Here is a 15,590-nt window from a genome sequence, read left to right as displayed (position 1 = left end):
TAGCCTTTTTGCGCGCGGCGCGCCAAAAGGAGTTTCTGCCGGTTTGAGGCGGCGTTTCGCGCAAGGAGGCGGCGGATGCGACGCGTGGCCGCGTTGGCGGCGATCCTTCTCGCGCTCGGCGGCGTCTTCGCCTGGCGCATGATGCGCGACTGGCGCGCCGCCCCCGCGCCCTTCCTCGGCTATGTCGAGGGGGAGGTTCTCTACATCGGTCCCAATGAGGGCGAAAGGCTCGCGAGCCTCGCGGTGGCGGCGGGTTCGACCGTGAAACCCGGCGACATTCTCTTCGTCATGTCGACCACGCTGCTCGACCGGCAGCGGTCGGAGATCGTGGCGCGCATCGGCCAGCTCGAGGCGCAAGTGCAGAATTTGCGCGCCGCCACGAGCCGCCCGGAGCAGGTCGCAGTGTTGCAGGCCGGCCTCGAGCGCGCCGAGGCGGCCCTGAAACTCTCGCGCAACGACTACGATCGCCAGTTGAAGCTCTTCAAGTCCGGAAACGTCGCCAAGGCGACGCTGGATCGCGCTGAAATGGCGCTGCGGCGCGACGAGGCGAGCGTGAAGGAGGCGCGCCGGCAGGTGAATGCGGCGCTGATCCCCGGCCGCTCGCAGGAGATCGACGCCGCCGAGGCCGCGATCCGCCAGGCGCGGGCGCAGCTCGAAGGGATCGACATTCGCATCGGCCGCCAGAAGGTCCGCGCCCCGGCGGCGGGCGTGGTGCAGGATGTGTTCTTCCGTCCCGGCGAGGTGGTGAACGCGGGCCAGCCCGTCGTGGCGCTGCTGCCGCCGGAAAATCGCAAGGTGCGGTTTTACGTCCCGGAGCCCCGGCTCGCCGGCGTGAAGGTCGGCGAGCGGGTGAGCGTGGCCTGCGACGGCTGTCCCGCCGACCTCTTCGGCCGCATTTCCTTCGTGGCCAGCCGTCAGGAATACACGCCGCCGGTGATCTTCAGCGACGTGGAGCGGACGAAGCTCGTCTTCAAGGCCGAGGCGCGGCTTGAGGGCAGGGCGCGGGACCTGCCGCTCGGCATGCCTGTTTCCGTGACGCCGCTGGCGGCGGGGGAGGCGGGAAAGTGAAGGTGAGGGACGCGCCCGATGCCGGTTGAAAGCATGGCCCCCGCGCCGGACATCGTCATCGACGTCAAGGGCCTCACCAAGTCCTTCGGCGACCGCAAGGTCGTCGACGATCTCACCATGAGCGTCGCACGCGGGCATATTCGCGGCTTTCTGGGGCCGAATGGCAGCGGCAAGACGACGACGATCCGCATGCTCTGCGGTCTGCTGACGCCCGATTCCGGCGAGGGGCGCTGTCTGGGCTACGACATCCGCACCGAGCAGGAGGAGATCAAGCGCCGCGTCGGCTACATGACGCAGGGCTTTTCGCTCTATCGCGACCTGACCATTCGCGAGAACCTCGAATTCGTCGCGCGTATTTACGGACTCGAGTCGCCGCGCGCGGCGGCGCAGGCGGCGCTGGAGCGGCTCGGGCTCGCGGCGCGCGCCGATCAGCTCGCGGGCGAGCTTTCGGGCGGCTGGAAGCAGCGGCTCGCGCTCGGTGCCTGCATTCTGCCGGGCCCGGCGCTGCTGCTGCTCGACGAGCCGACGGCGGGCGTCGATCCCAAGGCGCGGCGCGATTTCTGGGACGAGATCCATCATCTCGCAAATGAAGGGCTCACCGTTCTCGTCTCGACCCATTACATGGATGAAGCCGAGCGCTGCCACGAGATCGCTTACATTCTCGACGGGAAGCTCCTCGTCTCCGGCACGATCGAAGAGATCCTTCGCGACGCCGGCCTGTCGACCTGGGTGGTCGTTGGCGAGGGGCTCGACGATCTCGCGCAACGTCTCAGAGCGGAGCCCAGCGTCGACATGGTGGCGCGTTTCGGCGCCGCGCTCCATGTCGCGGGGCGCGATGCGACGGCGATGGCGGCCGTCGCCGCGCGCTACGCCGGTTCCGCGCATCGCTGGGCGCAGGATCAGGCGACGCTCGAAGACGTCTTCATCGAGCTGATGATTCGCAATCATCGGAGCGGGAAATGACCGATACGCGGCAAAGCGCGACAAGGCCGCGCCGGCAGGGCGCCGTTGCGCAGGCGTGGGGGCGTTTCGTCGCCATGTTCATCAAGGAGTTCATCCAGCTGCGCCGCGACCGCCCGACGCTCGGCATGATCGTCGGCATTCCGCTCATCCAGCTCCTGCTGTTCGGCTACGCCATCAACACCGATCCAAAGCATCTGCCGACCGCGCTGCTGGCGAGCGACGACAGCTCCATCGCCCGCGCCATGATCGGCGCCCTGCGCGCGACGGATTATTTCGACGTCAAATATGTGGCTTCCGGCGAAAAGGACGCCGACCAGCTGATCCTTTCCAACCGTGTGCAATTTATCATCCAGATTCCGCCGGACTTCACCCGGCGGCTCGTGCGCGGCGAGCGTCCCGCCGTGCTCCTCATCGCCGACGCCACCGATCCGACGGCCACCGCGGGGGCCGTTGCGGCGGCGCTCGGCGCGGCCTCGCAGGCGCTCGACCGCGAACTCACGGGCCCGCTCGCGACGCTTGCGCAAAATCCGCCGCCCTTCGATCTCGTCGTGCAGCGGCGCTACAATCCGGCCGCTGAGGCGCGGCGCAACATCGTGCCCGGGCTGATCGGCACCATCCTCACCATGACCATGCTCACCTATACGGCGCTCTCCGTCACGCGCGAGATCGAGCGGGGAACGATGGAGGCCCTGCTCGCCATGCCGGTCAGGCCCGTGGAGATCATGCTGGGCAAGATCACGCCCTATGTCATCGTGGGCGGCGTGCAGATGGCGACGATTCTCGTCGTCGCGAGCTTCCTGTTCCGCGTGCCGATCGTCGGCTCGCTGTTCGTGCTTGTGTCGCTGACGTTGCTCTTCATCATCGCCAATCTGTCGATCGGCTACACGCTTTCGACCATCGCCTCGAACCAGCTACAGGCGATTCAGATGACCTTCTTTTTCTTCTTGCCGAGCATGCTGCTCTCGGGCTTCCTCTTTCCCTTCTATGGCATGCCGGTCTGGGCGCAATATCTGGGCGAGGTTCTCCCGCTCACCCATTATTTGCGCATCGTGCGCTCGGTCATGCTGAAAGGGTCGGGTTTCGCGGATCTGGCGGTGGACGCAGGCGCCTTGGCGGCTTTCACGGTGGCGGCCATGTCGCTCGCCGTGATGCGGTTCCGTCAGACGCTGGATTGATTTTCGGGACGAACCGGCCCGGCCTGACATCAAAGCGACGCCGCCCCTTTCCGTCATGTCCGCGCTCGTCGCGGCCTGAACGCCGGAAGCAGGGCGATTGACGGATGGCCGGCGCGGCCCAACATTTGAGCGGAGGGAGGCGGTCATGTCAGAGCCGGAGACGGATCCAATCACGCGCTTCAATACGATCGTGAAGGTCGCAGCCATACTCGCGCTGCTGCTCGGCGGCTACAATCTGTGGTCCTTTTTCAACAGCAGCCGCTATCAGGCGCTTTGCGGCGCTTCCTACTGGGAGCTCAATCGCGCGCAGCTGGATTCCTGCCTGGATCAGAAGCGCGAGCTCGAAGGCAAATAGCGCCGGCCCTCGTGAAGGAGGGGGATGAGATGACGAGAGCCTACGCCGTTCTTGCGATTGCAGCGCTTCTCGCGCCCGCGGCGCGGGCCGCCGAGATTCACCTCGATTGCGGGCGCTCGAATCAGACAGCGATGGTGGATATCGACACCGACCGGCAATTCCTGCAGATCATGTGGAGCGAAGGCGTCGGCGAGGAATACAAGCAGGGCGATTCCTATATCTCCGGCCCCGACAGATATGGGCGCAAGGAGAGGGTCGTTTATGTGATGAACGTCGACAGGAGCCTGATCACCTTCGGCACGGATCGGCTCTGTATGGAGGACGGCGCGAAGAAGTGCAGCGAGCAGCATGTGCGCAATACGCTCGACGTCGGCCGCGGCGAAATGAAATATGACAATGGCGACGAAATCGCCGTGATGACCTGCCATCCGGCCCCGCCAGGCCGGCGGTTCTAGCCGCCTCTCGTGAGAATCATGCGAGATTCGCCAAGCTTTGCAGGAAGAAGCCTGCAAAGAGCAGGAGGCCCGCGTCGCGGTTCGAGCGAAAGAGCTTGAGAGCGGTCTCCGTCGGCGCGCCTTCTTGCGTCAGCGACGCTTGCCAGGAAAGATGCGCGCAATAGGCCGCGACGCCAAGCCAGACGAAGAGGCCGCCGCCGATCGCATGGGCGGAGAGCGCAACGCAGAGCGCCGAGCCTGCGTAAAGCGCGCTTACGGCGCGCTTGACCTTCGCCCCGAAGAGGCGCGCGGTCGAGCGCACGCCGGCGATGGCGTCGTCGCGCACGTCCTGCAGCGCGTAGATCGTGTCGAAGCCGATCGTCCAGAGAATGCAGCTCGCGTAAAGAAGCAAGGCCGGAAGGCCGAGAGAGCCGGTCTGCGCCGTCCAGCCGAGCAGGGCGCCATAGGCGAAGGCGAATCCCAGGATCGCCTGCGGCCATGAGGTGAAACGTTTCGCGAAGGGATAGACCAGGACGATCAGCGGCGAGAGCAGGCCGAGCGCGATCGTGTAGCCGTTGAACGAAAGCAGGACCGCAAGGCCGATGAGGCATTGCGCGACGATGAACCAGAGCGCGGCGCGCGGGCTGACGCGTCCGCTGGCCAGCGGCCGGCCGCGCGTGCGCGCGACTTTCACGTCGATGTCGCGGTCCACGTAATCGTTATAGGTCGAGCCCGCGCCGCGCATGACGACGGCCCCGATGAAGAACAGCGTCAGATGCCAGAGATTGGGTGCGCGATGCAGCGCCGCCGAGGCGAGCGCGCTCGATTCCCAGCAAGGCAGCAGCAGGAGCCACCAGCCGACCGGACGATCGAGCCGCGCGAGCTGGACATAAGGGCGCAGGCTTTCAGGCGCATGGCGCCAGAGCGGATGGTCGGTCTGCGCGTCGGGCAAGGCGGCGCCGTCGCCGCCGTCGTGTGAGAGGGTCACAGCGGTCCGGACGGAAGTTTCGGCGGGGCGCCCATGCCGCCGCTCGCGGCCTGCTCGCGCTGCTGCTGCTCCATCTGTTTCATCTTCGCGGCCGCCGTGCAGGCCTGGGTGGCGAAGGTCTTGGTCTTGTTCGCGGCCTGCCTGAAGCCCTCCAGGACATTGTCGGGAATGTTGCACCATTCCTTGTTCTTGACCATGTAGCCCGCCATCTCGTTCTCGACGCCGACGAGCTTCTTGGCCGCGGGGCAGGCGGCGTTGGGGTCCATCTTGCCCTTGCCGGCCTTGCCGATGGCGTTCAGAGCCTGAATCTGCGCCATGCGGCGCTCGGACAGTTTCTGAAAGTCCTCCTGGCAGGATTGTGCGTGGGCGACGCCGCCCGCGGCGCAGAAGGCCATGAGCGACAGGCCCGCGACGACGCGCAAAAGGGAAGGGGCGCTGATCTTCATTTTGGAACCGCTCTGCAAATGTTGCTCTTCTGTTAACAGCAGGCTTGCCGCTCGCGCAAGTTTTCGCCAACCTGTCCGCGAACAAAACGGCTGCTTCATGGCGGCCGATCGGCGACGGGGCCGGCCCGCCGCGGGCTTCTCTCAGGACTTCGACACTTGTCCCACTATGATTTTTCCGCGCAGCGCCTCTTCGTCGAGGCGGCGCTGGCGCCGGGCGTCGACTTCGTTCCCCCGCCCGAGGCCGTCAATTATCTGCTCAATGTGCTGCGCCTTCGCACGGGAGATCCGATTCTTCTCTTCAACGGACGCGATGGCGAGTTTCTCGCCCATCTCGCGGAGGCCGCCCGGCGCTCGGCCAGACTGCGCGTCGAGCGGCTGACGCGGGCGCAGACTCCGCGCCCCGATCTCGACTATTGCTTCGCGCCGCTGAAACAGGCGCGTCTCGACTACATGGCGCAAAAGGCGACGGAGATGGGCGCGGGCCGGCTCACGCCTGTCGTCACCCGCCGCACCCAGGTCCGCCGCGTCAATTCGGCGCGGCTCAAGGCCAATGCAATCGAGGCCGCGGAGCAATGCGGCGTCCTCGCCGTGCCGGAGACCGCCGAGGCGGTCGATCTTGTCGATTTCCTCGCCGCCTTTCCGGCGGGGCGGCTGCTCGTCTTCTGCGACGAGGACGCCCCCGTCGCCAACCCCGTGACCGCGCTTTCCGGCCGCTCGGGGCAGGGAATATCGGTTCTCGTCGGGCCGGAGGGCGGCTTCGAGGGCGCCGAGCGCGCCGCTATCGCGCGCCTTCCCAATGTCGCCCCAATCTCGCTCGGACCCCGCGTGCTGAGGGCCGACACGGCGGCGGTGGCGGCGCTCGCGGTCGTGCAGGCCGCGATTGGCGACTGGGGCGTTAACGATTTGTAAAGGCTGTTTAATCAAACCTTTCGCGTAAACGAAAAATAAAGCGGAGCGTGTTCTTTAATACACAGGTGACGCAGGCGTCACCCGTCCGGGACACGATGCTGCCATGATGTTGAGCTCTAGTGTCCAGATCGCAGAATCGAGTCCGGCGACGTCGTCCGGCCCGTCTGCAATCGGATTTGGGCAAGAGATTGCAGACGCCTCGAGGCGCGCAATCGGAGAAAGGCCGCCAATGATGTTCGCCGACTTCCGCCCCAATGCGCCGCTGATGATCGCAGCGGCCGCTGCGCTCGCTGCGTCTCTTTCGGCCGCTCCGGCGATGGCGGAGACCTCAAATCACTGCGCGCGCTACGGCGCGGATTATGTCGCCGTTGCGGGCTCCAACGGCTGCGTCAAGATCGGCGGCCATGTCCGCGTCGACATCGCCCGCGCGCCGGTCGCCCCCATGGGCTACGCCGCCATGACCGACGGCGTGCAGCGTACCTCCCAGCTCCAGCCCATGGCGCCGTTTGGCCTGAACGATCTGTTCCCGCGCTGAGCTACGCGCTCGAGGATACCGCGCGTCATTGCGCGGTTTTCTGAGCGCCTGAAGTTGGCTGCGGGCGCGCGATGATTCGGTGGTTCTATAACGGGATCACGCAATCCGCGAAGGCGCCGTCCACCGACTCGCTCCAGGCGCCCTGATAGGCTTCAAGGCGGCGCTCGGCGAGCGTGCGGCCTTCCGCCACGATCCGTTCCAACGGCGCGAGATAGACCGTCTCATCCTGGCCCTGATCATTGGTTTTCGCGCGCCGCCTGAGGCCGGCGGCGGCCAGGGCCAATGCGTCGCGGGCGACGTCGCGCAGGCTGCGGCCGTCGATCGTCGCGCCGAGCGCCAGCGCCGGAACATCTTCGCGCAGCTTCTGCCGGGCCTCGGCGCTCCATCCCTTGGTGAGCTGGCGCGCCTGATCGAGCGCGGCGCTGTCGTAGAAAAGGCCGGCGAAGAGCGCCGGTAGCGCAGTCATATGGGCGCGGGGTCCACCGTCGGCGCCGCGCATTTCCAGATAGGTCTTGAGGCGGACCTCGGGAAAGATCGTCGAGAGATGGTTGGCCCAGTCCGAGATGGTGGCGCGTTCGCCGGGCAGTTGCGGCAGGCGCCCCTCGAGCAGGTCGCGGAAGCTCGCACCCGCGACGTCGTGATAAACATCGCCCCGCTTGACGAAATACATCGGCACGTCGAGCGCATAATCCACATAACGCTCGAAGCCGAAGCCCGCTTCGAAGGCGAAAGGCAGCATGCCGGTGCGGTCGCGATCGGTGTCGAGCCAGATGTAGGAGCGCTGGGAGAGGCGGCCCGTCGGCTTGCCGTCCAGGAAGGGCGAATTGGCGAAGAGCGCGGTCACCATCGGTTGCAGCGCGAGCCCCACCCGCATCTTCTCGACCATATCCGCCTCGCTGACGAAGTCGAGATTGGCCTGGATGGTCGCCGTGCGAAACATCATGTCGAGGCCGCGCGACCCGACTTTCGGCATATAGGAGGCCATGATCCGGTAGCGCTGCTTCGGCATGGCCGGGGTCTCGGCGCGCGACCATTTCGGACTGGCGCCGAGGTCGAGGAATTCCACGCCGAGCGCCCTGGCGACGCCCGCGAGGGCGGAGAGATGCGCGTCGAGCTCCGCGGCCGTTCCGTGAATGTCCGCGAGCGGCGCGCCGGAGAGTTCGAATTGCCCGCCGGGTTCGATGGAAATCGCGCCGCCGCCATCCGTCTGCGCAAGTCCGATCAGCGCGTCGCGGTCCATGATGGGCGCCCATCCGGTCGCCTCCTGAAGACCCTCGAGCAGCCGGCCGACGCCGCAGCGGCCGTCGACGCATTCATAGGGAACGGGTCCGCGCGTGTCCGAATAGAAGGGGATCTTCTCATGTTCCGTGCCGACGCGCAGCGTTTCCCCGACGGTCTTGCAGCCGGCGGCGAGCCACTCTACGAGCGCCTCAGGGGACTCGATCGGCCTCGTGTCTGTTACGTCGCGAGCCATGATTCGACTGAGTTTTCCATAAAATCTAGGGTGGGACGACCGAAAGGCGCGAAAGAAGGCGGCAGGGCTGCGCCGGGCTATGGCCGGGCGGCGGCAAGAGCCGACGCGCGTCACAGGCCGGATGGATGCCGTAAAAGACGGCCGGGCGCAAGAGCGGCGGCTTCGCGCCAGCGTGACCTGCTATTTGCCTCTTCCGACCCCGTGAGGAGGCTTTGGCGCAGGAGGCTTCATTGAAGGAAAGGCTTCGCCGCATTTTTGCGGAAAACGGAGGCTTCACGGCGACCGAATACGCCGTCGTCGCCTTCATCGTTTCGATCGTGATCGTGGCGGGAGCCAAGGCGATCGGCGCGAAACTGTCGATCAATTATCTTGGCGCGGTCTCGGCCAATCTCTAGCGCGCTCCAGGGCCGCGCCGGCCCGTGAGCGCGCCGGCCGGCGGTTTTCATCGCTTCCCGAGGATTTGCCCCAGGATGGCCTCGAGATCGGAGCCGCCGCTCTGGCCGGCCGGCCGATTGGTTTTCTGCCCGATCTGGAGCGTCTTCTTGATCTCGTCGATCGCCTCCTGGACCGCGGCCTGATCGAGCCCCGGCGGAAGGGCGCCTGACCCGGCGTCGGCGTCGAGCGGGCCGCCCGGCCGGACGGCTCCGCCCCCCGAAGGGGGCGCGGGGCGCCTGCCCAGCAGCGCGCCGAGAACGCTCCCGAGCAGCCCGCCCAGTCCGCCGCCCGAATTGCCCCGCGGCGCCGGTTCGGGCGCGGGCCGGGGCGCGCCGCCGCCGCCAAGGAGCTGCTCCAGGATCCGGCCGAGCGCGCCGGAACTCGCGAGTTGCCCGAGCAGGCCGCCGAGACCCTTGTCATTGATGGATTTGGTCAGCCCGCTGAGCAGCACGGAGACGAGGATTGGCAGGATCTGGCCGAGTATGTCCGCCCGCACCCCCGATTCGCGCGCGGCCGCCTGCAAAACCTGCCCGGTCGCGGCCTGGGAGCCGAACATCTCGTTCAGGAGATCGCGCCCGAGATCGACGGCGTCCTGGCTGTGCGCGGCCTCCGGCTCGTCGAAGAAGGAATAGCGCGAGGCGCCGGCGAGCGCGCCGACGGTCTTTTCGAAGACCTCCGGCTCCTCTGCGGCGCGATCGAGGCCCATGGCGAGCGCAGGGGAGAGCGCCCGGATGGCGCTTTCGATCTGCTCCTCCGTGAGGCCGAAGCGGTCGGCGAGATTGGCGACGAGCTGGCCGCCCTGGGCCGAAGAGAGAAGGGTTTCGAGATCCGACATGAATCCTCCAGCTGGCAACGAGGGGGGAAGCCTCCCCTCTCCTTGTTCGAAACCCGCGCTGGCCCGTCGGATTTTTCCTGATGTTAGCCTATGCCGGCCCGAATCGGTAGTCCGCTCCGCGGCGGGCGCGAGCGAGGCCCTTGCCGCCCCCTCGCCAGGCTGTCGGCTTGACAGAGCCCGGCTGGCGCGACATTGCTTCCTGCCGATCGACGCCGATATGGTCGCCCGGACGGGCGAAAGGCCGACGATCCGCGGCGCGGCCGCGCACAACCTTGCCGAAGGCGCCATTCATGAATGTTCAGCCCCGCGGCATGAAGCCGCCGCTCAAGATTCTTCTGTGCTCCCCCCGTGGTTTCTGCGCCGGCGTGGTTCGCGCCATCGACGCCGTCGAGCGGGCGCTCGCGAAATTCGGGCCGCCGGTCTATGTCCGTCACGAGATTGTGCACAACCGCTATGTGGTTGAATCGCTCAAATCCAAGGGGGCGATTTTCGTCGAGGAGCTCGACGAGATTCCCGACACCGCCGCGCCGGTGATCTTCTCCGCCCATGGCGTCGCCAAGGCGGTTTCGGCCGACGCGCAGTCGCGCAATCTTCTCGCGATCGACGCCACCTGTCCGCTCGTGACGAAGGTGCACCGCGAGGCGGAAATCCACTGGAAGCGCGGGCGGCGCGTGCTCCTCGTCGGCCATTCGGGCCATCCGGAAGTCGTGGGCACGATGGGTCAATTGCCGGAAGGCGCGGTGGTGCTCGTCGAATCCATCGACGACATCGACGGTCTGCGCTTCGACAACGAGGAAAATCTCGCCTATGTGACGCAGACGACGCTTTCGCTGGACGACTCGCAGGAAATCGTCAGCGCGCTTCAGCGCCGTTTTCCGTCCATCGTCGGCCCGCACAAGGAAGACATCTGCTACGCGACGACGAATCGCCAGGCCGCGGTGAAGGAAGTCGCGCCCAATGTCGACGCGGTGATCGTGGTGGGCTCTCCCAATTCGTCCAATTCCCAGCGTTTGCGCGAAGTGGCGGAGCGCGCCGGCGCCCCCGCCCAGCTCGTGCAGGGAAAGGGCGAGATCGACTGGGACATCTTCGGAAACATATCCTCGCTCGGCATCACCGCGGGCGCTTCGGCGCCGGAGGTGCTCGTCGAGGAGATCATGGACGCGTTCGCCGAACGTTACGAGGTCACGGTCGAGACCGTCTCGACGGCGGATGAAAGCGTGTCCTTCCCGCTGCCGAAGGAGCTGCGGGCGATGGCCTGAACGGGCGTTGCTCCTGGAAAAACGCCCATGGCTGTTTACACGCAGGTCGACGACGCAGAGCTGATCGCCTTTCTCGCGACCTATGACATCGGCGCCCTCCTCTCCTGCAAGGGCATCGCCGAGGGGGTCGAGAATTCTAATTACTTCCTGCATACGAGCGCGGGAAGCTTCATTCTCACGCTCTACGAAAAGCGCGTGGCGGAAGGCGATCTGCCGTTTTTCCTCGGGCTCATGGAGCATCTTTCCGCCAAGGGCGTCACCTGTCCGCAGCCGGTGCGCAACCGCGCCGGCGCAGCGCTCGGGAGGCTCGCCGGCCGTCCGGCCATGATCGCCACCTTTCTCGACGGTTATTCGGTGCATCATCCGGAGCCCGCGCATTGCGCGGCGCTCGGGGAGGCGCTGGCGCAGCTTCACCTTGCAGGGGCCGGTTTCGAATTGCGCCGGGACAATGCGCTCTCGGTCGGCGCCTGGCGCAAGCTCTTCGCGCCCGCCGCCAGCCGCGCCGCGGAAATCGCCGAGGATTTGCGCGAGACGGTGGAAGCGGAGCTCGATCTGCTCGAGAGCCGCTGGCCCGCGGGGCTCCCGACCGGCGTCATTCACGCCGATCTCTTTCCCGACAATGTCTTTTTTCTGGGCGAGAGAATTTCCGGCCTGATCGACTTCTATTTCGCCTGCGTCGACGCGCTCGCCTACGATCTCGCCATCTGCCTCAACGCCTGGTGCTTCGACGAGCGGCACGCCTATGCGCCTGAGAAGGGCGTGGCGCTGCTCGAGGCCTATGCCCGGCTGCGGCCGCTGTCGGCCGCCGAGATCGAGGCCTTCCCGCTGCTCGCGCGCGGCGCGGCCCTCCGCTTTCTGCTCACCCGCTATGTCGATTGGCTGAATGTGCCGCCGGGCGCCCTGGTGCGGCCAAAGGACCCGCGCGAATATCTCGCCAAGCTGCGCTTCCACCGCACCGTGTCGGATATGAGCGGCTACGGCCTCATACTGTGACGAAGCGCGTCTCGATCTGGACGGACGGCGCCTGCTCCGGCAATCCCGGCCCCGGCGGCTGGGGCGCGATCCTGCGCTTCGGCGACCGCGAGAAGGAGCTTTGCGGCGGCGAGCCGCTCACGACCAACAATCGCATGGAGCTAATGGCCGCCATCATGGCGCTCGAGGCGCTGACGCGGCCCTGCGCCATCGACCTCTATACCGACTCGCAATATGTGCGCGGCGGCGTGACCTCCTGGATCACGAACTGGAAAAAGCGGGGCTGGACGACCGCCGACCGCAAGCCCGTCAAGAATGTCGAATTGTGGCAGAGGCTCGAAGCCGCCGAGGAGCGCCACGACGTCGCCTGGCATTGGGTGCGCGGCCATTCGGGCGACGAGATGAACGAGCGGGCGGACGCGCTGGCGCGCGCCGGCATGGCGCCTTTTCTGCCCCGGCGCCGCGCGCCGGCCTGAGCCGCCCTTGCAGGCCGCATCCGCGCGCCTATGTGTTTATTTATACCCAGGACTCTCTTCTCTAGCCTGAGGGGCGCGGTCGTTCCCGCGCCCCTTCTTTGCGCCATCTTCTTGACACCTGCGCCCGTCAGACAAGGATGCGTTCCGAGTATGCGCGTCTTGGCTGATTCTCTCTCCACGGGGGCAGGACGTTCATGCACCAGCCCAGGAAATGGTGGATCGGGCTGCCGGTCCTCGCCGGCCTCGTCTATTTCGCGGCGCAATCGCTGACGCCCCGTATCGAAGCCGATCTCGCCGCCCGCATCGCTGCGCGGCTCGGGGTCGATCCCGCAAAAGTCGCCGTATCGGGCCGCGACGCGACGCTCTCCGGCGCGCCGCCCAATGCCCGCGCGGCGCTGCGCGACGAGCCGGGGCTACGCAGACTCGTCTTCTCCGCCGCGCCCGCCGCGGCCCCTGTCGCGGAGCCGGCGAAACAGGCCCCGCTCGCCGACGCCTATGTCTTTTCCGCGACGCTCGGCGACGGCGTCGTCGCCCTCGGCGGCGCGCTGCCGAACGAGGCTCTGAGGGAAAAGGCCGTGGCGCTCGCCTCGGCGGCCGGCGGCGGCCGCGCCGTGAGCGACGGCGCCAGGATCGACGCCCATGCGCCGCCCGGCGATTATGCGGCGGCGCTCGCCGCCGCGCTCGGGGCGCTCGGGGCGCTGGAGCAGGGCAAGACGACGCTCTCGGACGGGCGCCTTTCCGTCGACGGCAGGGGCCGCGCCAATGTGCGGGCCGAGGCGCTGGCGACGCAACTGAGGGCGCGCCTGCCGCAGGGATTCGAGCTCGCCCGCGTCGCGGTCACGCCGGGGCCGGTGTCGCCTTATCTCTTCGAGGCGGTCCGCAAGGGGGGCGCGCTGACGCTTTCGGGCTATGCGCCCGACGAGGCGGCGCGCGGGCGTCTGGTCGAGGCGGCGCGTCGGCGCGCCTTCGACGCCACGGTCGAGGATCGCCTCGAGATCGCGCCCGGCGCGCCGCAGAAATTCACCGAGGCTGCGGAGGCGGCGCTCGGGGCGCTCGCCCGTCTGGCGGACGGCCGGCTCGCGCTTTCGGACACAAGTCTCGCGCTTTCCGGCGCGGCGCGCGTCGAGGGCGCCCGCGCGTCGATCCAAAAGGGACTCGACGAGCGGCTACCCGGCACTGTCGTCAGCGATCTGCGTCTCGTCGCCCCTGCGCCGGGCGCGCCGCTCGACGCCGCCGCCTGCCGCGCCGCGCTCTCGGCGCTCTCGCAAACGCCGATCCGCTTTGAAAACGACGATTCCGCCGTCAGCGAGGAGTCGGCGGCGCTCATGGACGGTCTGACGGCGACGGCGCTGCGCTGTCGCGGCGTCTCGATCGAGGTCGCCGGGCATCTGGACGATCAGGGGGCGCCCGAGCTTGCGCGCGAGCGCAGCAAGAGGCAGGCGCAGCGCGTGGTCGACAGATTCGTCGAGGCCGGCGCGGACCCCTTTCGCGTCTGGGCCATGGGCTATGGCGCCGAGCGCCCGCTCGCGCCCAATGACGGCGAAGACAATCGCGCCCGCAACCGGCGCATCGAGTTCAACGTGAAGTAAAGGCCTGGATGACCTGAACCCTACGGAAGGAGAGCGACGAATGACCTATCTGCTCATGTTCGGTTGGCCCTGGTTCACGGGCGCGGTCGCGCTCGGGGCGCTTGTCGGTTTCCTGACGTTCTCGCGCGCCAAAGGGGCGTCCTTTTCGGGCGGCTGGATCGCGCTGCTCGGCGCCTCGGCGCTGGCGACGGGCTACGCCGCCTCCTTCGCCGAGATCCTCGACGGGCGCGAGGCGACGACGCTGGACATCGCCGTTCTCGCCGGTCTCGCCTATGCGGCGGGGCTCCCGCTCGGCGGCTGGCTGAAGTCTTCCGCGCCCGAGGCTGAAAAGAAACGGCCAGCGCCAGCGCCGATCATCGTCGCGCCGGCCGCCTCCCTGGCTGCGGAGCCGCCGGCTTTCCCCCTTGAAGAGGCGGCGCTCCTCTCGCCGGAGCCAGTCGCCCTCGGCGTCGCGCCGCTGGTCTTCGAGGCGGCGCCGCTGGTTCTCGACGCGGCGCAGCCCGGCGTCGGCGTTCTGGCCAATGGCCACGCCCGGCAGGAGAAGCCGTCCGTTGCGCTGCTGTTGGAGGCCGCCGCGCCCGCGAACGTCGAAAGCGCGCCCGCGCCGGCTCCGGCGCTTTCACAAGGCCGTCCCAAAAAGCCCGCGCCTGGCCTCCGGCCGCAGCCGCTCGCCGGTCCGCGCGACGGCGGCCCGGACGATCTCGCGCGCATCAAGGGCATTGGTCCCAAGAGCCTCGAAAAGCTCAACGGGCTCGGCGTCTTCCATTATGATCAGATCGCGGCGTGGTCGCTCGACAACGCCAGATGGGTCGGCGCCGCCATCGGCGCGCCGGGCCGGGTCGAACGCGACAAATGGATCGAGCAGGCGCGGGCGCTCGCCGGCGCCGGAATGGGACAGTGATGAAGGGTTTGCTATTGCGCGCCGCCGTCGGCGCGCTTCTTTTCGCCCCGGCGCAGATGCGCGCGCAGGACATGCTGCAAGGGGTCGATCTCTCGCAGCCGGCCTATTCGCAGTCCGAACTGACGCGCGCCGAGGTCGAGGCGGCGCTGAAGGCGGGCCGAACCGATTTCTCCGGCAAGAGCCTCAATGGCCTCGATCTCTCGGGGCTCGACCTCTCGAAAGTCAATTTCCGCGCCGCGCGGCTCAACAAGGCGCGCCTGTCGGGCGCGCGGCTCGACGGCGCCATTCTCGATCAGGCCTGGCTGATGCAGGCGGACCTCACCGGCGCCTCGCTCAAGGGCGCGCAGGCCTTCGCCGCGCAGATGCAGCGGCTGCGGGGCGACGGGGCGGATTTCTCGGGCGCGCGACTCGCGGGCGATCTGACCGGCGCCTCGCTCAAGGGCGCCAAATTCGACGGGGCCAATCTTTCGGCGGACATGAAGAATCAATCCATGGGTCTGATGCGCGCCGTGCTGCGCTCGACGTTTCTGGAAGACGCGACTTTCGCCAGGGCCAATCTCATGAGCGCCGATCTGCGCTTCGCCCATGCCGGCGGCGCGGATTTTCGCGGAGCCAATCTCGTAAACGCCGACGCCTCGGGCGCGGATTTCACCGGCGCGCTTTTCGAGGGGGCGGCGGCCAGGGACCTGGACCTCGATTCCGCGCAGATCGACAGGGCGGCGGAAGGCGCCTTGCAGCAGGCGCAGCATCTCGACCGCGCCCGCAGGCAGTGAGCG

19 protein-coding genes are annotated in these 15,590 nt (G+C 67.5%); 14 read left to right on the top strand and 5 right to left on the bottom strand.

Annotated elements, in window-relative coordinates; genetic code table 11:
* Positions 1-75: 75 nt before the first annotated feature.
* The 5 genes from WOC76_RS16070 to WOC76_RS16050 all read left to right on the top strand — a co-directional run bounded on the left by WOC76_RS16070 (position 76) and on the right by WOC76_RS16050 (position 4,016).
* Positions 76-1,068: an HlyD family secretion protein gene (locus tag WOC76_RS16070; RefSeq protein WP_341105435.1), complete on the top strand. Its 993-nt coding sequence runs from the start codon at positions 76-78 to the stop codon at positions 1,066-1,068.
* A 33-nt stretch (positions 1,069-1,101) separates the two neighbouring features.
* Entirely contained in the window at positions 1,102-2,031 is a 930-nt protein-coding gene (locus WOC76_RS16065; RefSeq protein ID WP_341108744.1) for an ABC transporter ATP-binding protein, read from the top strand.
* On the top strand, positions 2,028-3,206 hold the full coding sequence (locus tag WOC76_RS16060; protein ID WP_341105437.1) for an ABC transporter permease: 1,179 nt from the start codon (positions 2,028-2,030) through the stop codon (positions 3,204-3,206). Before WOC76_RS16065 ends, WOC76_RS16060 begins: the two co-directional genes overlap by 4 nt.
* Before the next feature lie 145 nt (positions 3,207-3,351).
* Positions 3,352-3,561: a hypothetical protein gene (locus tag WOC76_RS16055; protein ID WP_341105438.1), complete on the top strand. Its 210-nt coding sequence runs from the start codon at positions 3,352-3,354 to the stop codon at positions 3,559-3,561.
* Between the two features lie 29 nt (positions 3,562-3,590).
* Positions 3,591-4,016, top strand: coding sequence for a hypothetical protein (locus tag WOC76_RS16050; RefSeq protein WP_341105439.1), 426 nt, complete (start codon positions 3,591-3,593; stop codon positions 4,014-4,016).
* A 16-nt stretch (positions 4,017-4,032) separates the two neighbouring features.
* On the opposite strand, the gene ubiA is transcribed toward WOC76_RS16050, so the two are convergent.
* Together ubiA and WOC76_RS16040 are read right to left on the bottom strand one after the other, a co-directional pair.
* Positions 4,033-4,983, bottom strand: a complete 951-nt coding sequence (gene ubiA / locus WOC76_RS16045) for a 4-hydroxybenzoate octaprenyltransferase (protein WP_341105440.1) — start codon at positions 4,981-4,983, stop codon at positions 4,033-4,035.
* Positions 4,980-5,429, bottom strand: coding sequence for a hypothetical protein (locus tag WOC76_RS16040; RefSeq protein ID WP_341105441.1), 450 nt, complete (start codon positions 5,427-5,429; stop codon positions 4,980-4,982). Before WOC76_RS16040 ends, ubiA begins: the two co-directional genes overlap by 4 nt.
* 156 nt (positions 5,430-5,585) lie before the next feature.
* On the opposite strand from WOC76_RS16040, the gene WOC76_RS16035 reads away from it, so the two are divergent.
* Together WOC76_RS16035 and WOC76_RS16030 are read left to right on the top strand one after the other, a co-directional pair.
* On the top strand, positions 5,586-6,338 hold the full coding sequence (locus tag WOC76_RS16035; protein WP_341105443.1) for a 16S rRNA (uracil(1498)-N(3))-methyltransferase: 753 nt from the start codon (positions 5,586-5,588) through the stop codon (positions 6,336-6,338).
* 229 nt (positions 6,339-6,567) lie between these two features.
* Positions 6,568-6,873, top strand: a complete 306-nt coding sequence (locus tag WOC76_RS16030) for a hypothetical protein (protein WP_341105444.1) — start codon at positions 6,568-6,570, stop codon at positions 6,871-6,873.
* A gap of 85 nt (positions 6,874-6,958) precedes the next feature.
* On the opposite strand, the gene WOC76_RS16025 is transcribed toward WOC76_RS16030, so the two are convergent.
* Positions 6,959-8,347, bottom strand: a complete 1,389-nt coding sequence (locus WOC76_RS16025) for a glutamate--cysteine ligase (protein ID WP_341105446.1) — start codon at positions 8,345-8,347, stop codon at positions 6,959-6,961.
* 230 nt (positions 8,348-8,577) lie between these two features.
* Here WOC76_RS16025 and WOC76_RS16020 point away from each other — a divergent pair, with 230 nt between their 5' ends.
* Positions 8,578-8,742, top strand: coding sequence for a Flp family type IVb pilin (locus tag WOC76_RS16020; RefSeq protein WP_341388996.1), 165 nt, complete (start codon positions 8,578-8,580; stop codon positions 8,740-8,742).
* Positions 8,743-8,789: 47 nt separating this feature from the next.
* On the opposite strand, the gene WOC76_RS16015 is transcribed toward WOC76_RS16020, so the two are convergent.
* A complete protein-coding gene (locus WOC76_RS16015) occupies positions 8,790-9,617 on the bottom strand; it encodes a DUF937 domain-containing protein (protein WP_341388994.1) in 828 nt (275 codons plus the stop codon).
* A gap of 88 nt (positions 9,618-9,705) precedes the next feature.
* Entirely contained in the window at positions 9,706-9,909 is a 204-nt protein-coding gene (locus WOC76_RS16010; RefSeq protein WP_341105449.1) for a hypothetical protein, read from the bottom strand.
* Between WOC76_RS16010 and ispH the strand changes: the two genes are divergently transcribed.
* From ispH to WOC76_RS15980, 6 genes are all read left to right on the top strand, one after another.
* Positions 9,908-10,876, top strand: coding sequence for a 4-hydroxy-3-methylbut-2-enyl diphosphate reductase (gene ispH, locus WOC76_RS16005; protein ID WP_341105451.1), 969 nt, complete (start codon positions 9,908-9,910; stop codon positions 10,874-10,876). The genes WOC76_RS16010 and ispH overlap by 2 nt on opposite strands.
* Before the next feature lie 27 nt (positions 10,877-10,903).
* Positions 10,904-11,869, top strand: a complete 966-nt coding sequence (locus tag WOC76_RS16000; protein ID WP_341105453.1) for a homoserine kinase — start codon at positions 10,904-10,906, stop codon at positions 11,867-11,869.
* A complete protein-coding gene (gene rnhA / locus WOC76_RS15995; protein WP_341105454.1) occupies positions 11,866-12,324 on the top strand; it encodes a ribonuclease HI in 459 nt (152 codons plus the stop codon). Before WOC76_RS16000 ends, rnhA begins: the two co-directional genes overlap by 4 nt.
* Before the next feature lie 194 nt (positions 12,325-12,518).
* The gene (locus WOC76_RS15990; protein WP_341105455.1) at positions 12,519-13,913 is read left to right on the top strand and encodes an OmpA family protein; all 1,395 of its coding nucleotides are present in this window, start codon (positions 12,519-12,521) and stop codon (positions 13,911-13,913) included.
* Positions 13,914-13,953: 40 nt separating this feature from the next.
* Positions 13,954-14,814 (top strand): hypothetical protein, encoded by an 861-nt coding sequence (locus tag WOC76_RS15985; protein WP_341105457.1) that lies wholly within the window; start codon positions 13,954-13,956, stop codon positions 14,812-14,814.
* On the top strand, positions 14,814-15,587 hold the full coding sequence (locus tag WOC76_RS15980; RefSeq protein WP_341108745.1) for a pentapeptide repeat-containing protein: 774 nt from the start codon (positions 14,814-14,816) through the stop codon (positions 15,585-15,587). The genes WOC76_RS15985 and WOC76_RS15980 overlap by 1 nt, the downstream gene beginning before the upstream one ends.
* Positions 15,588-15,590 lie beyond the last annotated feature (3 nt).

Origin of the sequence: Methylocystis sp. IM3, assembly GCF_038070105.1 — a bacterium.
Classification (GTDB): domain Bacteria; phylum Pseudomonadota; class Alphaproteobacteria; order Rhizobiales; family Beijerinckiaceae; genus Methylocystis.
Note: the sequence above shows the minus strand (reverse complement) of the source record. Positions and strands in the feature narration are given on the sequence as shown.